Origin of the sequence: Pseudoalteromonas carrageenovora IAM 12662 (assembly GCF_900239935.1) — a bacterium.
Lineage (GTDB): Bacteria > Pseudomonadota > Gammaproteobacteria > Enterobacterales > Alteromonadaceae > Pseudoalteromonas > Pseudoalteromonas carrageenovora.
Genome location: NZ_LT965928.1, coordinates 3,104,765 through 3,117,568, shown reverse-complemented (window position 1 = coordinate 3,117,568; position 12,804 = coordinate 3,104,765). Strand labels below are relative to the sequence as shown.

General features: G+C 38.7%; 7 protein-coding genes. 4 read left to right on the top strand and 3 right to left on the bottom strand.

Annotation, left to right across the window (positions count from 1 at the left end; genetic code table 11):
• Nucleotides 1–169: 169 nt before the first annotated feature.
• Nucleotides 170–3,064, bottom strand: coding sequence for an RNA polymerase-associated protein RapA (gene rapA / locus ALFOR1_RS14155; protein WP_104643335.1), 2,895 nt, complete (start codon nt 3,062–3,064; stop codon nt 170–172).
• A 306-nt stretch (nt 3,065–3,370) separates the two neighbouring features.
• On the opposite strand from rapA, the gene ALFOR1_RS14150 reads away from it, so the two are divergent.
• From ALFOR1_RS14150 to ALFOR1_RS14140, 3 genes are all read left to right on the top strand, one after another.
• Nucleotides 3,371–4,768 carry a PhoH family protein gene (locus ALFOR1_RS14150; RefSeq protein ID WP_104643334.1) on the top strand — a complete coding sequence of 466 codons (1,398 nt, stop codon included), beginning with the start codon at nt 3,371–3,373 and terminating at the stop codon, nt 4,766–4,768.
• Between the two features lie 66 nt (nt 4,769–4,834).
• Complete coding sequence (locus ALFOR1_RS14145) at nt 4,835–8,629, top strand: PAS domain-containing hybrid sensor histidine kinase/response regulator (RefSeq protein ID WP_104643333.1); 3,795 nt, start codon at nt 4,835–4,837, stop codon at nt 8,627–8,629.
• Nucleotides 8,613–9,512: a diguanylate cyclase gene (locus tag ALFOR1_RS14140; RefSeq protein ID WP_104643332.1), complete on the top strand. Its 900-nt coding sequence runs from the start codon at nt 8,613–8,615 to the stop codon at nt 9,510–9,512. Before ALFOR1_RS14145 ends, ALFOR1_RS14140 begins: the two co-directional genes overlap by 17 nt.
• Nucleotides 9,513–9,597: 85 nt before the next feature.
• Here ALFOR1_RS14140 and ALFOR1_RS14135 read toward each other — a convergent pair whose 3' ends face one another.
• The gene (locus tag ALFOR1_RS14135; RefSeq protein WP_104643331.1) at nt 9,598–9,978 is read right to left on the bottom strand and encodes a DUF3192 domain-containing protein; all 381 of its coding nucleotides are present in this window, start codon (nt 9,976–9,978) and stop codon (nt 9,598–9,600) included.
• Nucleotides 9,979–10,161: 183 nt separating this feature from the next.
• Nucleotides 10,162–11,106 carry a D-2-hydroxyacid dehydrogenase gene (locus tag ALFOR1_RS14130; RefSeq protein WP_104643330.1) on the bottom strand — a complete coding sequence of 315 codons (945 nt, stop codon included), beginning with the start codon at nt 11,104–11,106 and terminating at the stop codon, nt 10,162–10,164.
• A gap of 498 nt (nt 11,107–11,604) precedes the next feature.
• Between ALFOR1_RS14130 and ALFOR1_RS14125 the strand changes: the two genes are divergently transcribed.
• Nucleotides 11,605–12,738, top strand: a complete 1,134-nt coding sequence (locus ALFOR1_RS14125) for a 1-acyl-sn-glycerol-3-phosphate acyltransferase (RefSeq protein ID WP_104643677.1) — start codon at nt 11,605–11,607, stop codon at nt 12,736–12,738.
• The last annotated feature ends 66 nt before the right edge of the window (nt 12,739–12,804 follow it).

Here is a 12,804-nt window from a genome sequence, read left to right as displayed (position 1 = left end):
CGAAGGAAAAGGCTCAAGGAAAACATTCTCAGCCTGTACAAAGGCTCCTAACTTATATGCAGTTTTCTGATGCATAAAAAAGCGCGGTATAAATACCGCGCTTTATTAAGCTGTCATTTTTAATTTTTTACTAACGACTGACAGCTATAAACTTAAAGCTCAAAAAACCTTAGTGCGAAACCACAATTAAGCGAATTGCATCAAGTTGTAACTGCGCTTTTTCAATATGCGTGCTCAGCTCGCTGCGCTGCTTATCGAAGAAAGTAATTTCCTCTTGGCGAATATTCGGGTTAATTTGTTTAAGGGCTTCTAAACGAGATTGCTCTTCACCTAGCGTACTTTGCATTTTAGTTAAAGAGGCTTCACGAATCACTTCTAGTTTTTCTTGCGCCATGTCTTTTGCATTGTTGATCATTGGGTGAATAGCACTTTGCAGTGCACCAGCAAGTTTACTTGCTGTTTGGCGACCCACGGCTGAAAGTTGTTGGTTAAAGCCATCAAACGCTACGTTTTCACCTAAGTTATTACCTGCTTTATCAAGTAATATACGAATAGGTGTTGGCGGTAAAAAGCGACCAACTTGCAATACTTTTGGGGCCATTGCTTCGGCAACAAATATCAACTCAACAAAAAAGGTACCCGGTGGTAATTTTTTGTTTTTAAGCAGTGCAACCGATGCGCTACCAAAGTCGTCGTCACAAATCATGTCCATAGTGCCTTGCACCATTGGGTGATCCCAGCTAATAAAATGTACATCTTCTTGTGAAAGTGCAGTGTCACGGTCGAATGTGACTGTCATACCGTCTTCTTTTAAGCTTGGGAACGAGGCGTTTAGCATATGCTCTGTTGGCTTTAATATAATCGTGTTTTCGCCTTTGTCTTCTTGGCTTACGCCGAAGGTGTCGAATACGTTGATCATGTAACTTGGAAGCTCAAACTGATTGTCGAGCTTTTCAATGTCGGTAACCAGAGAGTCAGCAGCACCTTGGCCAGAAGAATGTAGCTCTAATAAACGGTCTCGTCCACTTTCCATTTTTTTACGTAGCACGGCATTTTGTTGCGCCACTTGTTCTAGCATTGGATCTAGCTCGTCTTCATCACAGTTATGTGCTGAAATGTATTCAAGTAAATCTTCGCGAAACTCTTTATATAATAACTGACCTGTGGTTGATGTAGTTTCAAAGGCATCTAGGCCTTCGTTGTACCAACGCAGTAATACTTCTTGAGCTGTGTTTTCAAAATATGGCACGTGAATATTCACGTCTTGTGTTTGACCTATGCGGTCAAGTCGGCCAATACGTTGCTCAAGTAAATCAGGGTTTAGTGGTAAATCAAATAACACTAAATGATGCGAGAACTGGAAGTTACGACCTTCTGAGCCAATTTCTGAACACAATAGTATTTGTGCATTGTCGTATTCGTCGGCAAAAAATGCAGCCGCGCGGTCACGCTCTATAATCGACATATCTTCGTGGAAAACCGAGGCTTTAATCGCTTCGCGTTCACGAAGTATTTGCTCAAGGCTAATAGCGGTTTCGGCTTTGGCACAAATAAGGAGTACTTTTTCGTGTTTAAGCGTTTTAAGTGTTTCGATTAACCAATCTACACGTGGGTCAAATAATCCCCAGCTTGCACTTTCGCCTTCAAATTCTTGAAATATTTTTTCTGGGAAAAGAGCGCGATGTGCACTTAGTTCAGCGTTTTGAATACCACCCATGTTACCTAGTACCGACATAGCTGTTTTGTACTGCTTTGGTAATGCCATTGGGTAGGCGTGCAGTTTACGGCTAGGGTAGCCATCAATGCCACTACGGCTGTTTCTGAATAATATACGGCCAGTACCGTGACGATCGAGCAGCATGTTGAGTATTTCTTTACGTGCTGGTAAATCACCTTGCTGTGCTTTTGCAAGAATATCGGTAATGTCCGTTTCTTTTAATAGCTCGATAAGTGTCGCTTTAGCTGTATCGTCTAGTGCTTGCTCTTGCAATAACTGATTTGCCGCTTGCGCTACGTCTTTATAATTTGCTTCTTCTTCTTTAAATACGTCGTAGTCGTAAAAACGGTCTGGGTCGAGTAGTTGTAAGCGCGCAAAGTGACTGCTATGACCTAGTTGATCAGGTGTAGCGGTAAGTAAAATAAGGCCTGGAATATCTTGGCTAAGTTCAGCCATTCGTTGATATTCAGTACTTGGTTTTCCGTTATTAATGCTTAAGTGGTGCGCTTCATCAACAACTAATAAGTCCCAGTCAGCAAGTGTTGCTTGTTCAAACCAGCGTTTTTTCTTAGTTAAAAACTCAAGGCTTGTAAGCACTAGCTGCTCTGTATCAAATACGTTTGGCGAATCGGCAAAGGCTTCGTCACACCGCTCTTCATCAAAAATAGAAAAACGTAAGTTAAAGCGACGTAGCATTTCTACTAACCATTGGTGCTGTAGGTTTTCAGGCACAACAATAAGTACGCGGCTTGCACGGCCACTAATGATTTGTTGGTGTAAAATCATGCCTGCTTCAATCGTTTTACCTAGGCCTACTTCATCAGACAGTAATACGCGTGGTGCAAAACGTTTACCTACTTCTTGTGCAATATAAAGCTGATGCGGAATAAGGTTAGCACGCTGGCCAATTAAGCCCTTAATAGGTGATTGCTGGCGTTCAAACTGGTGCTGCCAAGTTTGGTAGCGAAGTGTATAACGATCAAAGCGATCTATTTGGCCTGCAAATAAACGATCTTGTGGTTTATTAAACTTAATAAAATGATCTAAAAAGGTTTCTTTTAACTTTGCTTCTTCGCCGGTATCAACACGCGACCCTACGTAACAAAGTAGTTCCCCCTGAACTTCAATAGACTCTACTTCTAATTCCCATTCTTCAACGCTTTTGATCACATCGCCAGGATTAAATGCCACACGGGTAACAGGTGCTTCTGCACTAGAATAAACACGGTTTTCACCACTAGCAGGAAATAAAATGCTGACCTGACGGCCTTCAATGGCAACTACGGTGCCTAATCCTAAATCTGACTCTGTATCACTGATCCAACGCTGACCTAAGGAAAAATTCATGTATGTCTCGTCTATGAAGAAAAAGGCGGCTATGTTACCTGTTACATAACACCACTGCAAGGCGCTATTTGGCTCACTTTTAATTAATTTTGTAAGTGTTAATTATTACTATTAAAACCGCTTGTTTGTGGCTCTTTTTTAGGTAAATAAAAACTATATCTAGTTTGTAATAAAACGGACTTTTATGACAAATAGACTAAACTTACATTATGCCTTAGCAATTAAGTATTGCAGGTTTGAGTTTTGGCCCGTTTTACTTAGTTATTTTGGTATAGCATAAAAATCATAAAACGTAAGGAAAGTGCTATGGAAAAAGCTTCGAACCTTGAAAGTAAAATGTATGTGCTAGACACCAATGTACTGTTGCACGAACCCCTCGCTTATTTGTCATTTCAAGAACATAACGTTGTAATTCCCATGACGGTACTTGAAGAGCTCGACCACATTAAAGACAGAAAACACGACGTAAGCCGCGATGCACGTGTAGCTATTAGAGGCTTAGATGAGGTATTAAAAAACGCAACTCCCGAACAAATGCTGCAAGGCGTAGCATTACCAAGTAACAAAAAGGCCAAAGAAAGCTCAACAGGCACCCTTATAATTGTAAATGATCATTTATTTGCCGATTCAATCTCTGGCCTACCGGGTAACGAAAACGACCACCGTATTATTAACTGCGCCGTACATTTACAAAAGCAGCACAGCGATTCAAAAATTGTATTAGTAACAAAAGACATCAATATGCGCCTTAAAGCTAAAGGGGCTGGCCTTAAATATGTTGAAGATTATAGAACCGACCAACTAATTGACGATATTGCATTACTAACTAGTGGCTATAAAAAAATAGAAGGGGATTTTTGGCAGCATGTGGGGCAATGTAATACCGAGCAAAGCGGTCGTGATACCTATCATCATGTTTCTAAAAATTTAATACCGGATGTGTTTTGTAACGAGTATTTGCTCGATGGCGGTGAGCACTTTGCAGCGCGGGTAAAATCGTACGACGATGAACATATTACATTAAAAGACATAAGCGTTGAGCGACTAATGCATCAACACGCGTGGGGTGTTAAACCTAAAAATATTTATCAGGGTATGGCGCTTGATGCGTTGCTAGATCCAAGTATTGAACTTGTTATTTTAACCGGGCCTGCAGGGTGCGGTAAAACATTGCTAGCGCTTGCCAGTGCACTTGAAATGGTTATTGAAAAAGGTATTTACGATAAGGTAATTGTAACGCGTAACACTCCAGAAATTGCTGAGTCTATTGGTTTTTTACCTGGCACTGAGGAGGAGAAAATGGCGCCGTGGTTAGCTGCCATTACCGATACGCTTGAGGTATTACACAAAGGCGATGAAAACCCAATTTCTAGCCGTAACTACATTATGGAAAAAGCCAATATACAATTTAAGTCGGTTAACTTTATGCGTGGGCGCAGCATTCAAAATGCGGTGGTAATTTTAGATGAAAGCCAAAATTTAACGGCTTCTCAGCTAAAAACAATTATTACACGTTGCGGAGAAGGCACAAAGCTTATTTGTAGCGGTAACTTAGCGCAAATAGACAGTAATTACCTAACCCCTGTTACTTCTGGCTTAACGTATATAGTTGAGCGTTTTAAAGATTTTGAAGGCAGCGCAACGATTAATTTAAATGGTGTAGTACGCAGCCGTTTAGCCTCTTTTGCGGAAGAGAATTTATAGCTTGCGCTTAACAAATTGGCTCGTTAGTCTAACTGTTGATTTTCGAGCCAAATTACAGGCAATACGTTGAATTTTTTACCTCTAAAATACTATTACCGCTCATTATTTATTGCGCTGTTAGTGCCATTAATTGTCGCTTTTTTACTGTGCCTGCATTTATACAATATAAAGCTTGAGCGAGCGGTAGAAAAACGCGAAGCCGATTTTGCTAATGTATCAGCTCAAGTTAATCATGGCATGGACTCGGTAAATGGCTTACTCAGCTCTATGTTTAATTTATATCAACGACCTATATCTGCTCAAATAAATCAAACTTTACTAGAAGGTATTAATCAGTACAGTGGTTATTACTATCGACACTTTAATGTGCAAGGAACAGAAATTATAGGTAAAGGGGAATTTTCGCTATCTGCTGAGGCACTTTTACAGTGGCAGCAAGTTTTTTCACTTGGACCTTCCTTTAATACAACGCTTGCACTTATGCAGTCGCTATCGGCTGTAGCGTATGTAGATGAAAACGATTTTGCTTATGTGAGTAGACGTAATAAAAGCCAAAGCTTAATGCTTAGTGAAATATTAAACGGTAAGTTTAAACCCAAATTTTCTCCAAATAGGCTAACCTCAAGCCCTATAATTAAAATAAACGATAAGTCCTATTTTGCTATTGGTAGGCAACGATATATAGGCTCAAGTGATTATATTATTTTAATTTATGACGTTCAGGCTATTTCTGCATGGCTAAGTAAAGTTTCACCAAGTAGTGGTGAATATGTATTTATGAATCAGTCGCATCAAATTATCGCCAGTTCAAAAAACGTAATAGAAAAAGCGGTGCAGCTTGAGTCTTATTGGCCTAATTTAGTAGAGCATACAAAAGAAGCGACAGTATTAGCCAGCGACAGTAATTTTTTTATGCAACCAATGGCTGAATTACCTATTCATGCAGCATATTACGAACCAAAACCTCAATTTGTAAGCTCAATTAAATACGAAATATTATTAGAATTTGTATTTTTAACTCTGTTTTTAAGCATGATGTTTGCCGTATTTTTTTGGTTAAGCCAACGTATTTTTGTAAAACCCATGACGCATTTAATGCACTTTTTGGAAAGTAATAATGCCCAGCTTAATAATAAATTAAATTATAACGTGCCGCTAAGTTGGCAACCTTGGTTTTCTAAAGTCAAAACTGTATTTAGCAAAAATGAGCAGCTAGTAGATTCGTTAAAAAATGCCAACAAAGCGCTTGATGAACAAGTACAGCGTCAGTCTGAAAAGCTCAATCGAAGTTACGAGGCAAAAGAGCGCCATTTAGCTCTATTAAATACCATGTTAAATAGCGTGCCTGATCTTATTTACTTTAAAAATATTGATGGCACATTTTTAGGTTGTAACAGGGCATTTGAAGCCTACATAGGTAAAGACCAAACTTCACTCATTGGAATGCGTGTAGATGACTTTGGTGAAAACGATCAGCAAATAAATACATTAGAAAAACAAGTGCTGCAAAATAGAAATAGCGTAGAGCAACGAATAGACACTGATACAAAATCATATCAGTTAACAATTGCACCTTTTTATAACGAACATCAGCATTTGTTAGGCACAATGGGCATTGGACGAGATATTACCGAGCAGCAGCAAACGCTTCATGCATTAAAAGCTTCAGAATCTAAATTTAGAAGCGCTATTGAATTTGCGGCCAACTGTGTAGTGCTACTTTCACTTGAACATACAATAGTGCAAGTAAATAAAGCGACTAGAAAGCAGTTTTCTGAGCAAAACACCTTAGTGGGCGAGCCATTAAAAACATTATTTGATGAGTCTCAATGGCAGCAAATTAAAGACGCTTTAGCGCAGTTGCTTGATGATAAAAAAAGGGTGTATCACTTAACGTTATCTCAAGGAAAGCTGGCTAGCTGGCTGCAGTTGAGTATGTCGCTTGTGTGGGATGAAAATCGAGACCCTGCTTATTATGTTATTCACATTCAGGATGTTAGTGCTTTAACTAAGGCAAAGCACGATGCAGAGCGTGCAACATTAGCTAAGAGCCGCTTTATTGCAAACTTAAGCCACGAAATTCGCACCCCTCTTAACGCTGTATTAGGTTTACTCGATATGCTTATTGAGCAAGGGCTAAATCAAAAGCAATTGCAACATACTGACCAGGCTAAAAACGCAGCACAAAGCTTATTATTAATGCTAAACAGAATGCTTGATTTTGCACGTATTGAAAGCGCTCAAACTGATTTAAAGCTAGCACCATTTAGTGTTATTGAACTCGTTGATATTTGCGAAAGCCTAACGGGACCATTATGTGAAGGCAAAGGTATTGAGTTTATAATTGATATTGACCCGCTAATAGCCCCAGATTTAATTTGCGACAGTATCCGCCTTCAGCAAATATTAGGTAACTTATTAACCAATGCGGTTAAATTTACTCATACAGGGTCGATTACACTTAAAATGGAGCTCATAGAGAGCGATAGCCTAGATCAGCAATATATTTGCTTTAAAGTCATTGATACAGGTATGGGTATAGATGAGGCCGATCAGAGGCGCTTGTTTGATGCCTTCACGCAAGGTGATGAGTCATCTACACGAATACACCAAGGAGTTGGCCTTGGTTTAGCTATTGTTAAACATGCAGTGTCGTTAATGGGCGGTGAAATAGCACTTAAAAGCAAAAAAGGTCATGGTTGTGAATTTAGCTTCAGTATTAGCTTATTAGTTGATTCCAGTAAAAATAAAATGCTACCACGTAATGCTCTCGCTATTTTATCAGAGCAAAGCAAAGAGCTTGAGCACGTTACTAATGCTTATAGTGAGCTGGCTAATATTAGTTTAGATGAGGTATTAAAATACCCAATTAAGCTATCTAACACTCAACAAATAATCGTGGATGCAAATGATTTACCTGAGCTATTAAAAGTTGAAGTGATTAACGATTCACTATCAGCGAAAGAAGTATCAGTGATTATAGTTAATCATCAGCACACGCTTAACCTTCCTACCAGTGAGCATTTAGCTGCTAAGCATGTAAAGGCTTCTGCACTTGGGCAAAGGTTATTTAGCTTAAGCTCATTGATTGAGCCTAAAACAGATATAAATACGGTATTGCAAAATGTACCAGAACTAAAAGCAGATATATCAGGTCTACTTGTATTAGCAATTGATGATAATCAGCTTAATTTAGAGATTATTAGTAGTGTCCTTCGTCAAGCTAACATAAACGTAGTAACAGCTTTAAGCGCATCTATTGGTATGGAGCTATTACAAGTATTAAAACCGGATCTAATATTGATGGATGTGCAAATGCCACACATAGATGGCTGCCAAGCAACGACTTTGATTCGTCAACAGTTTGACGCAAAACAGTTACCTATTTTTGCGTTAACCGCGCATTGTGAACCCGCTGATATTGAGCGCTCTTTAAAGTGCGGCATGAATAAGCATTTAACAAAGCCTGTAGTTGCTAAGGTACTTATTGATGCAATAGCTGATTTAAACTTAGTAAAACCAAGCTTTTTTGAACGCTCGTTTGCACTTAGTCAATTTAGCTTAGACGAGACATTGCTTAATACCATGATTGGTAAGTTTGCTAACTTGTGCGAAACTCAATTAGCGCAAATAGCAGAAACCACCAGTAAAGATGATTTGGTACGCTTAGTGCATAGCATAAAAGGTGTGGCTGGTAATTTGGGTTTTAGGCGATTATCGCATTGTGCATTAGTATGCGAGCGAAACCTTAAAACGACTAACGAGCCAGTTGAAACAACACTTAAAGAGCTTATTATGCAATTAGAGCAAGTAATTGTTTTTATAAATGGTTTAGGGGAGAAGGATGTCGAAAAGAGCTAAAGTATTAATAGTGGATGATGATCCGCTAAACAGATTAGTACTTGAAAAAACACTTAAAGACGAGCACGACGTGTTCTTAGTTGATAGTGGTGAAAAAGCGCTGACATTTGTAAAAACAACACAAGTTGATTTAATTATCCTCGATGTAATTATGCCTGGTATTGATGGCTATGAAGTTTTAGTGCAGCTTAAAGAAAACCCTATAACTCAATCCGTGCCTATCATATTTATATCAGCAAACCGTAGTCATGACGACGAGGCTAAAGGCCTTGAATTAGGCGCAATGGATTATATTACTAAGCCATTTAGTCCCTCTATTGTAAGAGTAAGAGTTCGCAATCAGCTACTTATAAAGCAAAAAAATGACTTGCTTGAAATGTTGGCCTCTATTGATGGGTTAACTGAAATACCTAACAGACGCTACCTTGATGAAAACTTATCTCGCGAATGGCGCAGAAGTAAACGCAGTGGAACGCCATTGTCGGTATTACTTATGGATATAGACCATTTTAAACGTTACAACGACTGCTATGGACACCGAGCTGGCGACGAGTGCTTGAAAGAAGTTGCTCAAGTTCTTGCAGCTCAATGCGAGCGAGGAAGTGATTTTATAGCGCGTTATGGTGGTGAAGAATTTGCCGCAGTACTGCCTGGGGTGGGTAAAGCTGACGCAATTGAATTTGCCAATAAAATACGTAGTGCGGTTAATGCTTTGGATATAGAGCATAAAGCATCGTTAAATGCGGATCACATAACAATTAGTATTGGTATAGCAACAACCGAAAGCGGGCAAATATACGCTGAGCAAGCCCTATTAGAAGAAGCTGATTTAGGCTTATATGCTGCCAAAGATGAAGGTAGAGATAGAATAATAGCGCGTTAAAAAGAATATTTTTAAATGCAAAACGCCAATATTTATATTGGCGTTTTTAGTATCTAATGACTTTTGAGGTTAGACTTTTTGCTGTTTAGTTCGCGATCATACTTAAAGCAGTGTCACCAATACCTACCAACTTATCATTTTTAAATACAGGCGGCGTACATTCATCTTTCGTTGTTTTAGAATCAGAATGCTTACTATGAGTGACATAAAAAAGTACTTGGTATACATCGTCATCTTTTTTTAATAGCTCTGTGAAATTAGGCGTTTTTAATTGCGTTAAAACAGATTGATAGCTGCTATCCATCGTCAGTTCTGAAATAGCCTCACGGTTATTCTTATGGTGTGCTTGCCAGCTTGATGAGTTTTTCCCTGCCCAATGAGTCTCAGCTTCACCATCAGATACGGCGATAACACAGCCGGTTAAAAATGGTGCAATAAGAGCCGCTGCTAATAGAGATTTTTTCATTGTGATATTCCTTAAATGAGTTTTTAATATTTTGATCATATAAGGCAATTAGTAGGCCAAGTTTAAAAGTTATTTAAATTCAGTTGGTTAGATTTTCAGGGCTGTATTTAACTAATAATTTACAAAAATAATTAGTAAAAACAGCCACATTTTAGTTTTTTTAACTATTTGTCAGCAATGCAGTTATACCAAGCGGTTACGAGATTCGCCGTTATTAAATGCAGTAATATTTAGGCTGACCTCATTGATTAGTCGTACGATTGACTCAGTGCTTGCCCATGCAATGTGTGGTGTAAGTAATAAGTTATTACCAGTGTAATTAGCGAGGGGATTAGTTAGCTCCGCAGGCTCTTTTGTTAGTACATCTACGCCAGCGCCAGCAATTAAGTTTTGTTCAAGTGCTTTGGCTAAGTCAGCTTCGTTAATAATCCCACCACGTGCAGTATTAATAATAATACTACTTGGCTTCATCATTTTAAGCTCTTGTAGTGCTATTAAATCACGAGTTTCGTCAGTAAGAGGGCAGTGAACACTGATTATGTCAGCCGTTTTTAGTACTTCTTCAAATGGGGTGCGTCCGTCTCTGCACTTTACGCCCTTGCGCTCAGCAATAATTACTTTTGCACCAAACGCCTCAGCTACTTTTGCTACGCCTTTACCCAGTGTTCCACCACCTATAATGGCAAATGTTTTACCTTGAAGGTCATTAAAACTGTAATCTAGTCGGCAAAACATTTCACTTTTTTGCCAAGCGCCTTGTTGGCAATCGGCTTGATAGCGATGAGTATTACCTAGTAAGTTAGTCACTAACGAAAATGTATGCTGAACAACAGAAGGTGTTGAGTAACCAGCAACATTAGTAACTGCAATACCAAACTCTTTTGCAGCGTCTAAATCAACATTATTAGTGCCAGTGGCACTAACGCAAATTAGCTTAAGTTGTTTTAACTGGCTAATCGTATCGCGATTTAATACTGCTTTATTGGTAATAAGTACATCTGCACCTTGGCAATGCTCAATAACTTGTTCTGGGCTGGTAAGTTCATACGTTGTTAAATTACCAAGTTGCTCAATACAAGCAAGAGATGTGTTAGCTAATGTGGCGTTATCAAGAATAGTAATGTTCATTATGAGCCTTTAATTAGTAGATCTAGAATAGTTTCAATCGTGAAAGTGTTAGCGATTTATAGAAACTGAAAATGTGAAGTTAAGGTACTACGAAAGGAAGCCTTTGAAAATGGTATTACTACCAAATGACTAGGCTATATTTTGAGGCTAAATATACGCTGCTCTTTGCTTTATAAAACCACTCTTGTTTAAAGCAGTTCTGGCCCTGAAAGCCTATAAGGCCTTAATGCGTTATTTATAGTGGTCTGCCCACTAGCACATTGATAACATGGTATTTTGGTTAACTGATCAGATTTTTTGCACTTATGAGCCTCCTCATGGTCATAAGAGTAGTTACTTAGCTAAATTTGGTTAAGAGATTTATTATTTAGGCTCAGAATAAATTAGATCAAAATCGTTTTTTGGTTATTTCGCATTTTAGATCGCCTGAGTTATAATCGAACTTAGACATAAACGGTGCGCCTTGGCGTGCCGTTTTTTAACATTATAGATGTAGTAATGAGTGAATTAGAAGATAAATACGCAGATATACGCCCATACAATGACAGCGAAGTTGCGGCTTCACTAACACGTTTAATTAACGATAATGCGTTTATTGATGTAATAGCAAAGTATAATTTACCGCGATTTTTATCATCAATGCCTTTTATTACCCGCCCGCTGGTAAAAAGTCAGTTACGTAAAAAGTGGGGCAAAGTAAGCACGGTTGAAGACGTACAAAACGAAGTGGCGCAATACTTAGATAAATTAGTAAAACGTACGACTTCTAAAGTCACTTTTTCTGGGTTAGATCAATTAGATCCAAACCAAGCTTATTTATTTATTTCAAATCATCGCGACATAGTGCTCGACCCTGCTTTAGTCAACTGGGGTTTATATCAGCATAAAATGAAAACAGTGCGTATTGCTATTGGCGATAATTTATTGCAAATACCTTACATCACTGAGCTAATGCGCCTAAACAAAAGCTTTATTGTTAAACGCTCAGCAAAAGCGCCAAAAGAAATGCTTAAAGCGCTCACCCAGCTTTCATCTTATATTTACGACTCTTTAGTTGGCGGTAATTCTATTTGGATTGCGCAAAAAGAAGGGCGTGCAAAAGATGGCTTTGATCAAACTGATCCGGCACTTTTAAAAATGCTGCAACTAAATGGTCGTAAGCAAAAGAAAGAGTTTGGCGAATATATTAAAGAGCTTAAAATTGTTCCTGTGTCTATTTCGTATCAGTATGAACCATGTGCTATTGCTAAAGCCAAAGAGCTTTATCATAAGCAGCACCATGGTGAGTATATAAAATCGGCCGGTGAAGACATTGCAAGTATTGTTGAAGGTTTTAGCACCGCGAAAGGGCATGTACATTTAGCCTTTGGGCAACCAATCAAAGAGCAGTGCGATAGCGCAGAAGAGCTTGCTAAAACAATTGATCAGCAAATAGTGGATTCATTTTACCTGCACCCAGGTAACTATATTGCTGGTGGCTGTAAAAAGGCAGTTATTGACTCCCCAGATACGGCTAAGTTTGAGCAGCGTTTAGCACTGGTACCTGAGGAGTTAAAGCCGTTAGTACTGGCTATGTACGCTAAGCCATTTCACCGTAAAACAGAAATAAATACGAATAGCTGCGAGCATTAATAGTTGTTATTTTGGTCAGTTTTTTAAGCTAACTTCAGATCAAATAGATAAAAGCAGCAATTTAAT

What these genes read in the sequence shown, in the direction of transcription:
- ALFOR1_RS14135 (WP_104643331.1), bottom strand. Translation starts at nt 9,978, where the DNA reads ATGAAAAAATCTCTATTAGCAGCGGCTCTTATTGCACCATTTTTAACC.
- ALFOR1_RS14130 (WP_104643330.1), bottom strand. Translation starts at nt 11,106, where the DNA reads ATGAACATTACTATTCTTGATAACGCCACATTAGCTAACACATCTCTT.
- ALFOR1_RS14140 (WP_104643332.1), top strand. Translation starts at nt 8,613, where the DNA reads ATGTCGAAAAGAGCTAAAGTATTAATAGTGGATGATGATCCGCTAAAC.
- ALFOR1_RS14125 (WP_104643677.1), top strand. Translation starts at nt 11,605, where the DNA reads ATGAGTGAATTAGAAGATAAATACGCAGATATACGCCCATACAATGAC.
- ALFOR1_RS14150 (WP_104643334.1), top strand. Translation starts at nt 3,371, where the DNA reads ATGGAAAAAGCTTCGAACCTTGAAAGTAAAATGTATGTGCTAGACACC.
- rapA (WP_104643335.1), bottom strand. Translation starts at nt 3,064, where the DNA reads ATGAATTTTTCCTTAGGTCAGCGTTGGATCAGTGATACAGAGTCAGAT.